Annotated in this window: 14 protein-coding genes; 4 read left to right on the plus strand and 10 right to left on the minus strand. The window is 72.5% G+C overall.

Annotated elements, in window-relative coordinates:
• Positions 1–7: 7 nt before the first annotated feature.
• From ACWDEN_RS00565 to ACWDEN_RS00600, 8 genes are all read right to left on the minus strand, one after another.
• A complete protein-coding gene (locus ACWDEN_RS00565; RefSeq protein ID WP_351603588.1) occupies positions 8–505 on the minus strand; it encodes a glycosyltransferase family protein in 498 nt (165 codons plus the stop codon).
• Between the two features lie 120 nt (positions 506–625).
• The gene (locus ACWDEN_RS00570; protein WP_351603586.1) at positions 626–2,041 is read right to left on the minus strand and encodes a 3-hydroxybutyrate oligomer hydrolase family protein; all 1,416 of its coding nucleotides are present in this window, start codon (positions 2,039–2,041) and stop codon (positions 626–628) included.
• Between the two features lie 322 nt (positions 2,042–2,363).
• Entirely contained in the window at positions 2,364–3,266 is a 903-nt protein-coding gene (locus ACWDEN_RS00575; protein WP_351603584.1) for a universal stress protein, read from the minus strand.
• A 137-nt stretch (positions 3,267–3,403) separates the two neighbouring features.
• The gene (locus ACWDEN_RS00580) at positions 3,404–3,646 is read right to left on the minus strand and encodes a DUF397 domain-containing protein (protein ID WP_055704613.1); all 243 of its coding nucleotides are present in this window, start codon (positions 3,644–3,646) and stop codon (positions 3,404–3,406) included.
• A gap of 82 nt (positions 3,647–3,728) precedes the next feature.
• Positions 3,729–4,895: a thiolase domain-containing protein gene (locus ACWDEN_RS00585; protein WP_351603582.1), complete on the minus strand. Its 1,167-nt coding sequence runs from the start codon at positions 4,893–4,895 to the stop codon at positions 3,729–3,731.
• Entirely contained in the window at positions 4,892–5,941 is a 1,050-nt protein-coding gene (locus ACWDEN_RS00590) for a thiolase domain-containing protein (RefSeq protein WP_351603580.1), read from the minus strand. Before ACWDEN_RS00590 ends, ACWDEN_RS00585 begins: the two co-directional genes overlap by 4 nt.
• Positions 5,938–6,879, minus strand: a complete 942-nt coding sequence (locus tag ACWDEN_RS00595) for a Zn-ribbon domain-containing OB-fold protein (RefSeq protein WP_351603578.1) — start codon at positions 6,877–6,879, stop codon at positions 5,938–5,940. Before ACWDEN_RS00595 ends, ACWDEN_RS00590 begins: the two co-directional genes overlap by 4 nt.
• Positions 6,880–6,901: 22 nt before the next feature.
• Complete coding sequence (locus ACWDEN_RS00600; RefSeq protein WP_351603576.1) at positions 6,902–7,702, minus strand: crotonase/enoyl-CoA hydratase family protein; 801 nt, start codon at positions 7,700–7,702, stop codon at positions 6,902–6,904.
• 188 nt (positions 7,703–7,890) lie between these two features.
• On the opposite strand from ACWDEN_RS00600, the gene ACWDEN_RS00605 reads away from it, so the two are divergent.
• Positions 7,891–9,507 (plus strand): acyl-CoA synthetase, encoded by a 1,617-nt coding sequence (locus tag ACWDEN_RS00605; protein WP_450856493.1) that lies wholly within the window; start codon positions 7,891–7,893, stop codon positions 9,505–9,507.
• A gap of 294 nt (positions 9,508–9,801) precedes the next feature.
• Positions 9,802–11,634, plus strand: coding sequence for a sulfatase (locus tag ACWDEN_RS00610; RefSeq protein WP_450856495.1), 1,833 nt, complete (start codon positions 9,802–9,804; stop codon positions 11,632–11,634).
• An 18-nt stretch (positions 11,635–11,652) separates the two neighbouring features.
• On the opposite strand, the gene ACWDEN_RS00615 is transcribed toward ACWDEN_RS00610, so the two are convergent.
• Together ACWDEN_RS00615 and ACWDEN_RS00620 are read right to left on the minus strand one after the other, a co-directional pair.
• A complete protein-coding gene (locus tag ACWDEN_RS00615) occupies positions 11,653–12,366 on the minus strand; it encodes an alpha/beta fold hydrolase (RefSeq protein WP_351617094.1) in 714 nt (237 codons plus the stop codon).
• Positions 12,367–12,404: 38 nt separating this feature from the next.
• The gene (locus tag ACWDEN_RS00620) at positions 12,405–13,271 is read right to left on the minus strand and encodes an alpha/beta fold hydrolase (RefSeq protein ID WP_351617097.1); all 867 of its coding nucleotides are present in this window, start codon (positions 13,269–13,271) and stop codon (positions 12,405–12,407) included.
• Between the two features lie 362 nt (positions 13,272–13,633).
• Here ACWDEN_RS00620 and paaK point away from each other — a divergent pair, with 362 nt between their 5' ends.
• A complete protein-coding gene (paaK, locus tag ACWDEN_RS00625) occupies positions 13,634–14,932 on the plus strand; it encodes a phenylacetate--CoA ligase PaaK (RefSeq protein ID WP_351617100.1) in 1,299 nt (432 codons plus the stop codon).
• A gap of 329 nt (positions 14,933–15,261) precedes the next feature.
• On the plus strand, positions 15,262–15,594 hold the full coding sequence (locus tag ACWDEN_RS00630; protein WP_351617103.1) for an ArsR/SmtB family transcription factor: 333 nt from the start codon (positions 15,262–15,264) through the stop codon (positions 15,592–15,594).
• Positions 15,595–15,617: the final 23 nt, after the last annotated feature.

The following is a 15,617-nucleotide window of genomic DNA, read 5'->3' on the forward strand; positions in this document are numbered from 1 at the left end:
GGCGGCCTCAGCCCTGCTGGAAAAGCTCCGCCGGGAGCGGCTTCAGCAGGGCGTACAGGTCGTCGGTGATGGGGCGGTCCCAGGCGGCGATGGTGACGAGGACGCCGTCGCTGCGGTCGAACTGGACGCAGGAGATCCGGGACTCGGACAGCTTCAGCCGCCGCACGATGAGGAGGTTGTCGCCCTGGAGGACGGGGGTGTCCTCGACACCGACGACGGTGACATCCTCGTCGTTCTCCAGCGCGAGCAGCAGCTGGCCCACCTCGAAGGGGATCTCGCCGTTGGCGACCTCGCGGGCCGGGGAGCCCTCGGGAAGGTTGCCGATGATCATGGCGGGACCGCGGCCGCCGAAGAGGTCGTAGCGCAGGAAGACGCCCTGGCAGGTGCCGTCGGGCGCGGGCAGCAGACCCGCGCCGAGGTTGCCCGGCCAGTCGCCCGGGTCCATGGCCAGCACGTCGAAGTCGGGTCCGGCTGGGGTGGCGCTGCGGCGGCGGAGGAACGACATGCGGCCATGGTACGTGGGCTCCGCCGGAAGTGCGGAGCGGCTCCGCCGGAAGGACCGGGGTGGGGTCTCCCGGCCGGCTGCGGGTCCGTTGTGGCTGGTCGCTCCTCGAGGCACTGCCGCTCAGCTCAGGGGGCAGTCGGTGAGGAGCGTGGATGCGGTGGCGCCGGGCGGGCGCGGGACCGTGTGGTCGGCGGGTGGGAGGGCCGTGCCGGAGAGCCAGCGTTCCAGGGCCTCGAAGGCCGAGTGGTGGCAGGGCACCATCGGGCGGAGTCGGTCGGGGAAGGCGTCGACGAGTGCGTCGGTGTGGGTGCCGTCCTCGATGCGGTAGCAGCGCAGCAGGGCGCCGCGCCCGGCCGCGTGGACCATGCGGGCGTAGACATCGGAGTCCTGGCTGATCGGCAGCAGCACGTCGAGGGTGCCCTGGATGGTGATCAGCGGTTTGCCGAGGCGTCCGGTGAGGGCGATCCGCTGGACGGCGCGGTGGACGGCGGCGGGCCGCGCCGCGTAGTCGTAGTCGGCGTCGCAGCCCGGTGTGCCGGAGGCGCAGAACGGGGTGCCGGCCTCGGTGGCCCCGTCGTAGCCGGGGTCGAGTTCCTCCCGGTAGATGCGCTGGGTGAGGTCCCAGTAGACCTGGTAGTGGTACGGCCACAGGAACTCCGAGCCGGCCGGGAAGCCGGCCCGGTGCAGGGTGGCCTCGGCCCGGGCGGCGCCTACGCCGCCGGCGGCGTAGGTGGGGTAGTTGCGCAGGGCCTGCGGCAGGAAGGTGAACAGGTTGGGGCCGTCGGCGCGCCAGAGGGTGCCTTCCCAGTCGACTCCGCCGTCGTACAGCTCGGGGTGGTTCTCCAACTGCCAGCGGACCAGGTAGCCGCCGTTGGACAGGCCGGTGGCGATGGTGCGGGCCGGGGGGCGGTGGTAGCGCTGGGCGACCACGGCGCGGGCCGCACGGGTGAGCTGGGTGAGGCGGGTGTTCCATTCGGCGATGGCGTCGCCGGGCCGCTCGCCGTCGCGGTAGAAGGCGGTGCCGGTGTTGCCCTTGTCGGTGGCGGCGTAGGCGTAGCCGCGGGCGATCACCCAGTCGGAGATGGCCTTGTCGTTCGCGTACTGCTCGCGGTTGCCGGGCGTTCCGGCGACGACCAGGCCGCCGTTCCAGTGGTCGGGCAGCCGGACGACGAACTGGGAGTCGTGGTTCCAGCCGTGGTTCGTGTTCGTGGTGGAGGTGTCCGGGAAGTAGCCGTCGATCTGGATGCCGGGTACGCCGCCGGGCGTGGGCAGATTCCTGGGGGTGAGTCCGGCGTAGTCGGCCGGGTCGGTGTGGCCGGAGGCCACGGTGCCGGCCGTGGTCAGCTCGTCCAGGCAGTCGGCCTGCTGGTGGGCGGCGCCGGGCACCCGGAGATGGGTGAGCTCGGCACAGTGGTCGTCCGGTGTGCCGGTGGGTGCCGCCGTGGCGGGGGTGGTCAGGAGCAGGCAGGCCGCGGTAAGCGAGAGTGCGGGGAGTAGAGCTCGGCGGATGGGCCGTCTGTGCGGTGTGGTCGGCATACGGGTTCCTCCGGCTGTGGGTGGACGCGCAGGAGGCTAGGGGCGGACTGGGCGCGCCGGACATGTGTGGGGCCGCCATGAAGACGGCCCCGGCAGCGTCGTCGGCCACCATGACCGACCGTGGCTGACCTTGTGTCAGAGGCGGCCGCTGCCGGCGATGGTGTCGCAACCCCTCGCGCAACTCCGTGGCGCTGCGCGCGACGACCCTGATGTCCTGGTCGCCGCACCGCCGGCAGGGCGCGGGCGCGGGGCGGCGTGCACAGCGCCGGACGTGGCGGAACCGTGGCCGACCCGGCCTCGGTGCTGCCCGGGCTCGGCGCTCTCACTCCTGCGGCGGTACCGGGGGCACCACCGCGATCGGGCTCGCCGCGTGCAGCAGGACCGCCTGGGTGACCGAGCCCATCATGCGGGCCGGTGCGAGCAGGCGCCGCCGGTGCCGGCCGACGACGACCAGCTCGGCGTCCTTGGAGGCGGCGACGAGATGGCCGGCCGCGTCTCCGGGCAGCGCCTCGGCATCGGCGCGGACCTCGGGGTGCCGCTCGCGGTGGGGCGCGAGGAAGCCCTCGGCTAGGGCGCGGGTCTCGTTCTCGACGGCGCCCTGGTCGACCTGGGGCGGCACCAGCTGGCCGGGGGCGGACCAGGTCTGCACCGGCCACGGATAGGCGGCGATCACCTGGACGCGCGCGCCGCGCAGAGCGGCCTCGGTGAAGGCGAAGGCGAGGGTGGCCTCGTCGGGGCTGTCGGCGTGCAGGCCGACCACCACCCGGGGCCCGGGCTCGGCCGGACCCTCGCCGTGCACCTGCCGACCGGGCCGGGGTACGACGACCACCGGGCATTCGGCGTCCCGGGCGGCGGCGAGCCCGTTGGAGCCGAGGAGCAGGCTGGCGAAGCCGCCACGGCCGCGGGAGCCGAGCACCAACAGCTGGGCGTCGGCGCCGAGTTCCGGCAGGACGGCGCCCGGTACGCCCTCCAGGGCGACGTACTCGACGGCGGTTTCCGCGCCGCGGTCCGCGAGCCGGGCGTGCACGTCGTCGAGCACCGGATCGCCCTCCACCTCGGGCTGTGCGGCGACCAGCACATCGGCCTGGCCCCAGGCGGCGTACTGCCGTACGTGCACGACCCGCAGCGGTGCGGCGCGGCGGCGGGCGGCGTCGAAGGCCCACTCCAGCGCGCGCAGGCTGTCGTCGGAGCCGTCGACCGCGGCGATGACCGGCGCAGTGCTCATCGTCCCTCACCTTTCGGAACACGACCTTCCCCTTGCCGGGCCAGCCTGACGCAGGCGTCGGCCGCCGCGGGGCCCTGTTGGTCGCGTGTCCGGAAATCGGGTCGGAACACCCCCGGTTCAGGTCAGGTGGACCCGGCTCAGGTGAGGTCGAACTCCCCTTCCCGGGCTCCGGAGACGAAAGCGCCCCATTCCGCCGGCGTGAAGATCAGGGAGGGGCTCTCCGGACGGCCGCTGTTGCGCATCGCGATGAAGCCCTCGACAAAGGCGATCTGGACATCGCCCAGACCTCGGCTGCTGGACTGCCACTCGGCCTTGCTGAGGTCCAGCTCCGGCTTGTCCCAGCCCGCGAGCGGCTTGTGCTGGGTGGTGGTCTCGGCCACGTCCGTGCTCCTCCCGGTTCGTCGTCCGCGGGTCAGCCTAGCGACCGCTCACGATGCCCAACAGGCCACGTGGGGAGGACTTTCAGGCGTCCGGGGGCTGTGTTCCCACGAGCCACATGGAGAAGAACTGCGACCCGCCGCCGTAGGCGTGCCCGAGGACCTTCCTGGCGCCGTCCACCTGGTGTTCTCCGGCCTGGCCGCGCACCTGGAGGGCGGCCTCGGCGAAGCGGATCATGCCGGAGGCGCCGATGGGGTTGGTGGAGAGCACTCCGCCCGACATGTTGACGGGCAGGTCGCCGTCGAGTTCGGTCACCCCGGACTCGGTGAGCTTCCAGCCCTCGCCCTCCTCCGCGAAGCCCAGGTTCTCCAGCCACATGGGCTCGTACCAGGAGAACGGCACGTACATCTCGACGGCGTCGATGTCCCGGCGCGGGTCGGCGATGCCGGCCTGCCGGTAGACGTCGGCGGCACAGTCCTTGCCGGCCTGCGGGGAGACGAAGTCCTTGCCCGCGAACAGGGTCGGCTCGCTGCGCATGGCGCCGCCGAGCATCCAGGCGGGCGGCCGGGGCGCGCGGGCGGCTCCGGCGCGGTCGGTGAGGACCATGGCACAGGCGCCGTCGGAGGAGGGGCAGGTCTCGGAGTAGCGGATGGGGTCCCACAGCATGGGCGAGGCCTGGACCTTCTCCAGGGTGATGTCGTGCTCGTGGAGGTGGGCGTACGGGTTCTTCAGGGCGTTGCGCCGGTCCTTGTAGGCGACGAGGGAGCCGACGGTGTCGGGGGCGCCGCTGCGCCGCATGTAGGCGCGCACATGAGGGGCGAAGAAGCCGCCGGCACCGGCGAGCAGGGGCTGCTGGAAGGGGATCGGCAGGGACAGGCCCCACATGGCGTTGGACTCGGACTGCTTCTCGAAGGCGAGGGTGAGGACGGTGCCGTGGACGCGGGCGGCGACCAGGTTCGCGGCCACGAGCGCGGTGGACCCGCCGACGGAGCCCGCGGTGTGCACCCGGAGCATGGGTTTGCCCACGGCGCCCAGCGCGTCGGCGAGGTACAGCTCGGGCATCATCACGCCCTCGAAGAAGTCGGGTGCCTTGCCGATGACGACGGCGTCGATGTCGCCCCAGGTCAACTCGGCGTCTTCCAGCGCCCTTTGTGCCGCCTCGCGGACGAGTCCGGCGATCGAGACGTCCCGGCGGGCGGCGACGTGCCTGGTCTGGCCGATGCCGACGACGGCCACGGGTTCCTTGCTCATCGTGGATCCCCTTCGAGTACGGCGACCAGGTTCTGCTGCAGGCAGGGGCCGGAGGTGGCGTGGGCGAGGGCACGGTCGGACTCACCGCGGTGGATGCGGGCGGCGGCCTCGCCGATGCGCACGAGCCCGGCGGCCATGACGGGGTTGGCGGCGAGCGCCCCGCCGGAGGGGTTGACGCGGACGTCGTCGCCGAGGCGGAGGGCCCGGCGCAGGACCACCTCCTGGGAGCTGAACGGTGCGTGCAACTCGGCGGTGTCGACGGGGCGTTCGAAGGCACCGGCCCGCTCGGCGGCGAGCCGGGTGGAGGGTGAGTCGGTGAGGTCGCGGACGCCGAGGGCGTGGGCCTCGATGCGATGGTCGATGCCGCGGATCCAGGCGGGCCGCTCGCACAGCCGGCGGGCCCGCTCCCCCGCCGCGAGGATCACGGCGGCCGCGCCGTCGCCGACCGGCGGGCAGTCGCCGGTGCGCAGCGGCCGTACGACGTAGTCGCCCTGCGGCACCTGCCCCTTGAGCTGGGCGTGCGGGTTGGTTTCCGCATCCGCGCGGCTGCGGGCACCGACGGCGGCGAGCGCGGGTTCGTCGGTGTGGCCGGCGTCCATGAGGGCCTGTGCCTGGAGGGCGGCGAGGGCTATGGAGTCGGGCCACAGGGGAGCGACGTAGTACGGGTCGAGCTGACGGGTGAGGACGTCGCGGACCGAGCCGGGCGAGCACTTGCCGTACGAGTAGACGAGCGCGGTGTCGGCGTCGCCGGTGAGGAGCTTGGTCCAGGCCTCGTACAGCGCCCAGGCGCCGTCCATCTCGACGTGCGACTCGGAGATCGGCGGCCAGGCGCCGACGCCGTCGAGGGCGAGGGTGAAGGAGAAGGCGCGGCCGGCGAGGTAGTCGCTGGAGCCGGAGCAGGTGAAGCCGAGGTCGGCGGTCCGCAGGCCGGTCTGTGCCAGCACCTCGTGCAGGACCGGCATGAGCATCTCGACCTCGGAGGACTCCTCGGTGGAGCGCCGGTGGTCGGTCTGGGCGAAGGCGACGACCGCGATCTCCCTGGTCACAGCAGCTCCTTGTAGGTGTCGTAGTCGGCGTCGGGTTCACCGGCGGGCCGGTAGTGGTCGGGGTAGCGCGCGCCCTCGGTCCACACGGGCTCCACGCGCAGACCCATGCGCACCTGGTCGTAGGGGATGCCGCCGATCCGGGCGTGCAGGGCGAGGTCGGCGCCGTCGAGAGCGATGTGCGCGTAGACGTAGGGCACCTCGATGTCGAGGTTCTTCGCCTTGATGTTGACGATGCAGAAGGTGGTGACCGTGCCGCGGGGACCTACTTCGACCTGTTCCTTCGTGGCCACACCACATGTGGGGCACGCCCCCCTCGGGGGGACGTACACCTTGCGGCAGGAGGGGCAGCGTTCACCGACGGTCCGCTGTTCGGAGAGGGCGTCGATGTAGGCGGACTGGGCGCGGCCGGGTGAGTAGGAGTAGTCCAGTCGGGCCGGGGCGACGATTCCGGTGAGCGGGTCCTCGAACTCGCCGGTGTGGCCACCAGGTCGGTGGGGCTCTCCGTCGTACGGCTCGAAGCAGGCGATGTCGGTGATGGCGCCGGTGTGTTCGGCGGCCCAGCGGATGCGGACCCGCATTCCGGTGTGCACGGAGTCGGGGCCGGGGGCGTCGAGGGCGTGCAGCAGGGCGGTGTCGGCGCCGTCGAGCCGGACCAGGACCCAGGCGAAGGGGGTGCCGAGGGGCTGGCCGCGGCGCGGCTCGTGGTTCCACGCCCAGGTGCTGACGGTGCCCGTGGTGGCGACCTCCACCAGGTCACGGAGCTCCTCGGCGGTCACGGGGTCGTACTCGACGGGCGGGACGAGGGTGCGTCCGTCGGCGGTCTTCACGCCGAGGACGACACGTTCGCGCAGGCCGGTGAGGAAGGCGCTCTGGACGGGGCCGAGGGAGCGGGTGAAGGGGAATTCCACGACGAGGGGCGCTTTGAGGACTTCGGGCATCCTGGAGGTCTCCTTCGGCGGTTCAGGCACGCTTGTAGACGGGGGGCCGCTTCTCCGCGAAGGCGCGGGCGCCTTCCTTGGCGTCGGCGGTGTCGAAGACCGGCCAGCCGCGCGCGAGTTCGGCCGCGAGCCCGTCGGTCTCCGTCATCTCGGCGGTCTCGTACACCGACGCCTTGACGGCCTCGACGGCGAGCGGGCCGCAGGCGTTGATCTGCTCGGCGATCTCCAGGGCTTTGCCGAGGGCGGTGCCGTCGGGGACGACATGGCCGATCAGTCCGATGTCCGCGGCCTCCCGGGCGCTGTACGGCCGTCCGGTGAGCAGCATCTCCAGGGCGTGGGTGCGCGGGATCTGGCGCTGCAGCCGGACGGTGGAGCCACCGATCGGGAACAGGCCGCGCCGGACCTCGAACAGGCCGAAGGTCGCGGACCGGCCCGCGACCCGGATGTCGGTGCCCTGCAGGATCTCGGTGCCGCCGGCGACGCAGTACCCCTCGACGGCGGCGATGACCGGTTTGCGCGGGCGGTGGTGGCGCAGCATCGCCTTCCAGTGCAGGTCCGGGTCGGCCTTGAGCCGGTCGCGGTACTGCTCCCCTTCCATCCCCTTCCCGGCCAGCGCCTTCAGGTCCATTCCGGCGCAGAAGGAGCCACCGGAGCCGGTGAGCACGATCGAACGGATCTCGTCGTCCGCGTCGGCCTCCAGCCAGCCGTCGTACAGGCCGACGAGCATCGGCAGCGAGAGCGCGTTCCTGGCGTCGGGCCTGTTGAGCGTGAGCACGAGTGTGGCGCCCTCGCGCCGCACGGTGAGGTGTTCCGTCCCGCCCATGGGCTTGTCTCCCCTCGGTGAGAACGAGAACAGGTTGCAGTAGGCGGCGAGGCACTTCAAGGGAGCTTCCGAGGTTTTCTGACAGACAGTCAGATTTGTTTGGCGCCAGGCCTTCACAGTTGCGGCGCCCTTTGCTCTGATGACCGGCTAGCGGACGTATCCGGGCACGATCGGGGTCAGGAGGAGCGGTGGAGTACAACCTTGCCGACCTGTTCGAGTCGGTCGTCGACGTGGTCCCGGACCGCGAGGCGCTCGTGTACGTCGACCATCCCGGCACCGGCGCGGAGCGCCGCCTGACCTACGCGGAGCTCGACGCGGCCGCCAACCGCATCGCCCACCACCTCCTGGACAGCGGGATACGGCCCGGAGAACACCTCGGCCTGCATCTGTACAACGGCGTCGAGTACCTGCAGACGGTGCTGGCCTGCCTGAAGGCGCGGATCGTCCCGGTCAATGTCAACTACCGCTATGTCGAAGAGGAGTTGGTGTATCTCTACCGGGACGCCGATCTGGTCGCCCTGGTCTTCGACGCGGAGTTCGCCGACCGGGTGGCGGCGGCGCTGCCGCGGGCGCCGATGCTGCGGCACCTGCTGCGGGTGGGCCCGGAGACGGCCGGGGTGCGCGGGGCGGTGCCGTTCGGCGACGCGGAGGCAGCCGGTTCGCCGGCCCGGGGCTTCCCGGCCCGCTCCGCCGACGACCAGTTCATCATCTACACCGGCGGCACGACCGGTATGCCCAAGGGCGTGATGTGGCGGCAGGAGGACCTGTTCTTCGCGGGGCTCGGCGGCGGGGCGCCGACCGGGGAGCCGGTGAAGACACCGGAGGAGCTGGCCGAGCGGGTCGCCGCCGGGGGCTCCGGGATCACCTTCTTCCCCACTCCCCCGCTGATGCACGGCACCTCCACACTGACGGCGTTCATCGGCTTCAACTTCGGCCAACGCGTCGTGATACACCGCAAGTTCGTGCCGGAGGAGGTACTGCGGACCGTCGAGAAGGAGAGGGTCACCAGCGTGTCGCTGGTCGGCGACGCCATGCTCCGGCCGCTGATCGACGCGTTGAGCGGGCCGCTCAAGGGCACGGACTGCTCGGCCCTGTTCAGCGTGTCCTCGTCGGGCGCGATCATGTCGGAGACGGTGCGCCGGCAGTTCCGGGAGCTGGTCCCGAACGCCATGCTGCTCAACAACTTCGGTTCCTCCGAGTCCGGCTTCAACGGTACGGCGACGGAGGACTCGGGCCCCGAGCGCGGCTTCCGCCTGCGAGTCAACTCCCGTACCCGCGTGGTGGATCCGGGGACGCACGAGCCGGTCGCCGCGGGCGGGATCGGCCGGGTCGCCCAGTGCGGCCATGTCCCGCTCGGCTACTACAACGACCCGCGGAAAACCGCCGAGACGTTCTTCGAGAAGGACGGGCAGCGCTGGGTCCTGCTCGGCGACATGGCGACGGTCGACGAGGACGGCGTGGTCACCGTGCTGGGCCGGGGCTCGCAGTGCATCAACACCGGGGGCGAGAAGGTCTATCCGGAGGAGGTCGAGCAGGCACTCAAGGCGCATCCGGATGTGTACGACGCGCTGGTCGCCGGAGTCCCGGACGTCACCTGGGGCAACCATGTGGCGGCCGTGGTGCAGCTGCGCGAGGGTGCCGCGCAGCCCTCGCTGGCCGACATCCAGACCCACTGCCGTACCCGGCTGGCCGGCTACAAGATCCCCCGCCAGCTGGTGATCACCGACTCCATCCAGCGGTCGCCCAGCGGCAAGGCCGACTACCGGTGGGCCCGAGAGGTCGCGGTGGCGGCCGACAAGCGGTGATGCCCGGGGTGCCCCCCGCCCCCACCACCCGGTAGCACTACTCCGCGCGCACGATCGGCACCGCTCGACTACTTTGGGTGACTGTCGGTCGAATGGTGCCGGTCCAGGCCTTCCGCACCGGCACCGGGCCACGCACGGAAGGATCTCCGGGTGTCTCACCACACGCCTGGCCACCTGCCGGGGAGCGAAGACGATACGGACAGCGGCTCGGAGGAAGCCGGAGGGCGCGCGACGGCCGCAGAAGCCCAGCCGGCCGGGGAGGCGGAGCCGGCCGCGGCACCCGGCCGGGCCGGCATGCGCGCGCGTGTCGCACGGGGCCTGGCGACCGAGGCCGGCCGGCTCTGGCGGCGCGCCCGCATCACGCGGGGCCCGGGCGCCGGGGCCGACCGGACCGACGGGCCCGGCCCTCTCGCGCAGGACACGGCCACGACGGCCGGCCGGCTCACGGGGCGGGGACATGTCGTCCCGGGCCTCGCCGCGCTCGCCGGCCCGCCCGGCCGACGGGCCCGTATCGCGCGGTGTGCGGCCGTGGGCTCCACCGTCCTCGCCGTGGCCGTCCTGCTCGCGGCGCTGCTGCTGCCGGACCAGCCCGACCGGCTCACCCCGGCCGCGTTCGTACGGCTGCCGGCCGAGGGCATCCTGCTCGCCGCCGTGCTGCTCGTGCTGCCGCCCCGGGGGAGGCGGGCCGGGGCGGCGGCCATCGGCGTGCTGATCGGGCTGCTCACGCTCCTCAAGTGCCTGGACATCGGCTTCTATTCGGTGCTGTACCGCCCCTTCGACCTGGTGCTGGACTGGGGCCTGCTGGGCAACGCGGCGGACTATGTGCGGGACACCCACGGCCGCACCGGCGAGCTGGTCGCCACCGCCGGTGCCCTGCTCCTCGCGGTCGCCGTCCTTCTCCTGACCGCGGGCTCCACGGTCCGCCTCACCACCGTGCTGACCCGGCGCCGCGCCCGGTCCGTCCACGTCGTCCTGGTGCTGGGCACCGCCTGGATCAGCTGTGTCGTGCTCGGCCTGCGCGCGGGCGCCGGGCCCATCGCCTCCACGCTCGACGCCGGCCTCCTCGACAACCGCGCCAAACAGGTCCGCGTCTCCCTCGCCGACGCCCGGCTCTTCCGGCGCCAGGCCGCCCACGACGCCTTCGCCCACACGCCCCCGGACCAGCTGCTGACCGGCCTGCGCGGCAAGGACGTGCTCTTCACGTTCGTCGAGAGCTACGGCCGTTCGGCGATCGAGGACCCGGTGATGGGGCCGCCGATCGGCAACGTCCTCAAGGAGAGCGACGACGTCCTCAGGGCCGCCGGCTTCCGGTCCCGCAGCGGCTGGCTGCGCTCGCCGGTGACCGGTGGCGGCAGCTGGCTGGCCCACTCGACCTTCCTGTCCGGCCTGTGGATCAGCAACCAGCAGCGGTTCCGCAGCCTCACCTCCAGCGACCGGACCACCCTCACCGGCGCGTTCCGCAGGACCGGTGCCTGGCGCACGGTCGGCGTCGTGCCCGGGGTGCTGGTGGCCTGGCCGGAGGGCCGGTTCTTCGGCCTGGACCACGTCTACGACGGCCATCACCTCGACTACCGCGGCCCGGACTTCGGCTGGTCCCAGGTGCCGGACCAGTTCACCCTCCAGACGTTCCAGCGCCGGGAGTTCGGCACGCGGGGCCGGGGCCCGCTGATGGCCGAGATCATCCTCACCTCCAGCCACTATCCGTGGGCGCCCCTGCCCCGCATGGTCGACTGGGCGAAGCTGGGCGACGGCTCGGTCTTCCAGCCGATCAGGAGCGAGGGCAAGTCCCAGGACGAGGTCTGGAAGAACCCGGAGAGCGTGCGCACCGAATACCGCACCTCCATCGAGTACTCGCTGAACAGCCTCGTCGAATTCCTGCGGCGCTACGGCAACGACAACACCGTCATGGTGTTCCTGGGCGACCACCAGCCCGTGCCGACCGTCACCGGCAACAGCCCCAGCAAGGACGTGCCGGTCACCATCGTCGCCCGGGACCCCAAGGTGCTGGACCGGATCTCCGGCTGGGGCTGGACGGAGGGCCTCAAGCCCGCGGCGAACGCCCCCGTCTGGCCGATGGACGGCTTCCGCGACCGGTTCATGAAGGCGTTCGGGCCACAGCCGGGCTGAACCCGCCGGTGACGGTCCTCAACGGCCGGGCCGGTCGAGGAACTCCCGCACCACGGCGAGGAACTCCTCCGGCCGGGACTCGTGGACCAGATGCCCCGCGTCCACGGTCACCAGCGAGGCTCCGGGGATCAGGCCGGCGAGCTGCGCGACCTGGTCCTGCGGGATGTGGCTGGTGGGACCACCCCCGACGACCAGCGTCGGCATGGTGATCCGGTCCATGTGGTGCCACCACACAGGGTCAGGTGTGTTGCGCTGTTCATCGGTGGCCCGCACCATCGCCCAGTCGAACGGCAGCTCTCCAGCGGGCCGCTGGGCGGGCGGCCGGGGCGGGTCGAGCGGCACGGGTGCGCAGATGTCCTCCAGCACCAGCCGTCGTACGACACCGGGATGACGCTGGGCCAGCAGGTAGGCGACGATGCCGCCCAGCGAATGGCCCACGACATCGGCGCCGCCGACGCCGAGGGCGGCCAGCAGGGCGAGGACGTCCTCGCTCATCGCCTCGGCCCGGTAGTCCCCCGGCCAGTCGCTGTGTCCGTGGCCGCGCAGGTCGGGGGCGTGCACCCGGCGCGGGCGCGGGGGTGCCGCGAGCCGCTCGGCGATGTGCGTCCAGTCCGCGCCGTCCGCGCCCCGGCAGTGCAGCAGTACGACGGGCGGGGCGTCCGCCGGGCCCCAGGACCGGCAGGCCAGGGTGATGCCGTTCGCCTCGACGGTGTACGGCGCCGCGGTGTCCATGCCGGGCACGCTATCCGGTCGGTCCGGTGGGGAGCCGCCTACTCTGCCGAGGGCAGAGCGGCGCCCGCCGGCCCGTCGAGGAAGGCGAGGGTGCGTTCCCGGAACCACTCCGGGTCGTCCAGCCAGGGATAGTGACCGGCGCCGGGCTGGACGGCGGCCTCGGCGTCCGGGAAGGCCTCGGCGGCACGGCGGACGAGGTCCGGGAGGGGGCCGCCGTCGAGTTCCCCGGCGAGCAGGAGGACCGGCGCGGTCAGTGCGGCGAGGGCCGTCCGCGTCGCGTCCGGAGTGAAGGCGCCGTCGGCGAAGTAGCGGTCCGCCGCTTCCTCGTTGGTCTGCTCCGGTTCGGCGTCCGTGTGCGCCCGGGCCGCGTCGTCCCAGCGGCCGTAGAAGAACGGCAGGAACACGTCGTCGAAGTCCGCCTCCCCCGCCAGCCAGGCCCGGAAGGCCGGGAACGCCTCCGCGAACCACGGCTCGTCCGCGCGCAGCCGGGCCGCGGCCAGCCGGTCTTCGGGCGTCGCCCGCAGGCCCAGGGCGGACGGGTTGGGTGTGATCAGCAGCAGTCGCCGTATCCGCCGCGGGTGGCGGGCCGCGTAGAGCATGGCGAGGGCCGCGCCCGCCGAGTGGGCGAGCAGATCCATGTGCTCCAGACCCATGTGTGCGCGCCACACCTCGACGTCCTCGACCATCCGGTCGCAGCGGTACGTCGCCGGGTCCGCCGGCGGCGCGGAGTCCCCGGTGCCGCGCAGGTCCAGCAGGGTCAGTCGCCGGTGCGCGGCCAGCCCGCCGAGGTCTCCCAGGTAGGCGGAGGCGCGCATCGGGCCGCCGGGCAGGACGACGAGGGGCTCGCCGGCACCCCGCAGGTGGTAGGCGAGCCGGGTGCCGTCGGGCGCGGTGAAGGTCGGCATGGTGGTGATCATGTCGTTCGGCCCTGGAGCGGCGCAACGTATTACCGTCCGAGGCGCTTTACCGTACGAGGCGCTTTACCGTACGAGGGGCTTTGCCGCCCGGGGCGAGAGGCCGGGCGGCCTCCCAGGGCGGACTCCGCCAGATCACGTGATGCCCGCCATTCCAGAAAGGCGGGCGGGCCCGCACGGGCGGCGGCGTCCGTTCCCCTCACAGCTCCACGGGCCCCTTCTCCGGCGCGACCGGCGCAGAAATTCTTCGCAGGCCTCTTGCCTGGAGCCGTATGGCCTGGATTACTGGCCCCGAACGGATCGACCGAATGATCGGTCGTCCGGTATGTGAGTGCGGCGAGGGAGACGACTCGATGGCGGATGCGACCGACCTGCTCGACGCGGGCGAACGGCTCGGGCCCGAGGAACTGCGGGAGCTCCAGCTGGAGCGGCTGCGCGCCTCACTGCGCCACGCCTACGACAACGTGCCGTTCTACCGGGAGTCCTTCGACAAGGCCGGTGTCCGACCCGAGGACTGCCAATCCCTCGCCGATCTGGCTCGTTTCCCCTTCACGACCAAGGCCGACCTCAGGGAGAACTACCCGTACGGCATGTTCGCCGTCCCGCGCGAGCGGATCCGCCGGCTGCACGCCTCCAGCGGCACCACCGGGCGCCCCACGGTCGTCGGCTACACGGACAACGACCTTTCCATGTGGGCCGACATGGTGGCCCGGTCGATCCGGGCGGCCGGCGGGCGGCCCGGTGACATCGTGCATGTGGCCTACGGCTATGGGCTGTTCACCGGCGGTCTGGGCGCCCACTATGGTGCCGAGCGCCTGGGCTGTACGGTCGTCCCGGCCTCCGGCGGCATGACGGCCCGGCAGGTGCAGCTGATCCAGGATCTTCAGCCGGCCGTCATCATGGTGACCCCGTCCTACATGCTCACGCTGCTGGACGAGTTCGAGCGGCAGGGCGTGGACCCGCGCGGCACCTCGCTGCGCGTGGGGATCTTCGGGGCCGAGCCCTGGACGGAACAGATGCGGCGCGAGATCGAGGAGCGGTTCGCGATCGACGCCGTGGACATCTACGGGCTGTCCGAGGTGATCGGCCCGGGCGTGGCGCAGGAGTGCGTGGAGACCAAGGACGGGCTGACGATCTGGGAGGACCACTTCTATCCGGAGGTGGTCGACCCGGTCACGGGCGAGGTACTGCCGGAGGGCGAGCGCGGCGAGCTGGTGTTCACCTCGCTGACCAAGGAGGCCATGCCGGTCATCCGGTACCGCACCCGGGACCTGACCCGGCTGCTGCCCGGCACGGCCCGGGCGTTCCGCCGGATGGAGAAGATCACCGGGCGCAGCGACGACATGGTGATCCTGCGCGGGGTCAACCTCTTCCCGACCCAGATCGAGGAGATCGTGCTCCGCACGCCCGGCGTGGCGCCCCACTTCCAGCTCCGGCTGACCCGGGAGGGCCGGCTGGACCGGCTCACCGTCCGGGCCGAGGCCCGCGCGGACGCGGGCCCGGAGGCGCGGGACGCGGCGGCCCGGTCCATCTGCGCGGCCGTCAAGGACGGGATCGGGGTGTCCGTCGACGTGGAGATCGTGGAGCCGGAGTCCCTGGAGCGCTCGGTCGGCAAGATCCGCCGGATCGTGGACCTGCGGACCCGGAGCTAGGACGGCGACCCGAGACGGACGACCGGAGACGGACGACCCGAGACCGGCGGCCCCGAGGCGCGGACACTCCTCGGGGCCGCACCCGTCACGGCACCCGGCTCGGCGTCTCCGCGGTGCCCCCGGCCGGCCGAGCCGGTCGCGCCCCCGGTTCACGCCGTACCGGTACCGTCCCTGGACCCACCGAACGGCCGACCTGGCACGCCGAAGACCCCATGCACGCCACGGGACGCACTGGACCTGGTCGCCGCATCACCGACCATGGCCGTGCCTCCGGCCCGGATCGCATCGACGTACCCCGAAACGTCGCACCGGCCCTATACTCCGAGGCCATGACGGACACCGCTCCCACCCCGGACCCCGGCCTGGTCAACGCGCTGCGGGCGCTGTCCAATCCGATGCGGCTGCAGATGCTGCGCTGGCTGCGCGAGCCCGAGCGGCACTTTCCGATGGAGACGGCCATCGCCGATCCGGCCGAGGTCGGTGTGTGCGTGAGCCACATCCAGGCCAAGGCGGGCCTGGCCCAGTCGACCGTGTCGGCCTATATGGCCGAACTCCAGCGCGCGGGCCTGGTCCGGGCCACCCGGGTGGGCAAGTGGACCCATTACAAGCGGGACGAACGGCGCATAGCCGACCTGGTCGCGGAGCTGGGGCGGTCGCTCTAGCCCACTCGGTCGCCGGGGGCCAC

This window comes from Streptomyces sp. NPDC001153 (assembly GCF_053598315.1).

Bases quoted from the DNA above. Each gene is read 5' to 3' on its own strand.
- ACWDEN_RS00565 (WP_351603588.1), bottom strand. From the start codon at position 505: ATGTCGTTCCTCCGCCGCCGCAGCGCCACCCCAGCCGGACCCGACTTC.
- ACWDEN_RS00570 (WP_351603586.1), bottom strand. From the start codon at position 2,041: ATGCCGACCACACCGCACAGACGGCCCATCCGCCGAGCTCTACTCCCC.
- ACWDEN_RS00575 (WP_351603584.1), bottom strand. From the start codon at position 3,266: ATGAGCACTGCGCCGGTCATCGCCGCGGTCGACGGCTCCGACGACAGC.
- ACWDEN_RS00585 (WP_351603582.1), bottom strand. From the start codon at position 4,895: ATGAGCAAGGAACCCGTGGCCGTCGTCGGCATCGGCCAGACCAGGCAC.
- ACWDEN_RS00595 (WP_351603578.1), bottom strand. From the start codon at position 6,879: ATGCCCGAAGTCCTCAAAGCGCCCCTCGTCGTGGAATTCCCCTTCACC.
- ACWDEN_RS00600 (WP_351603576.1), bottom strand. From the start codon at position 7,702: ATGGGCGGGACGGAACACCTCACCGTGCGGCGCGAGGGCGCCACACTC.
- ACWDEN_RS00610 (WP_450856495.1), top strand. From the start codon at position 9,802: ATGCGCGCGCGTGTCGCACGGGGCCTGGCGACCGAGGCCGGCCGGCTC.
- ACWDEN_RS00615 (WP_351617094.1), bottom strand. From the start codon at position 12,366: ATGGACACCGCGGCGCCGTACACCGTCGAGGCGAACGGCATCACCCTG.
- ACWDEN_RS00620 (WP_351617097.1), bottom strand. From the start codon at position 13,271: ATGCCGACCTTCACCGCGCCCGACGGCACCCGGCTCGCCTACCACCTG.
- paaK (WP_351617100.1), top strand. From the start codon at position 13,634: ATGGCGGATGCGACCGACCTGCTCGACGCGGGCGAACGGCTCGGGCCC.
- ACWDEN_RS00630 (WP_351617103.1), top strand. From the start codon at position 15,262: ATGACGGACACCGCTCCCACCCCGGACCCCGGCCTGGTCAACGCGCTG.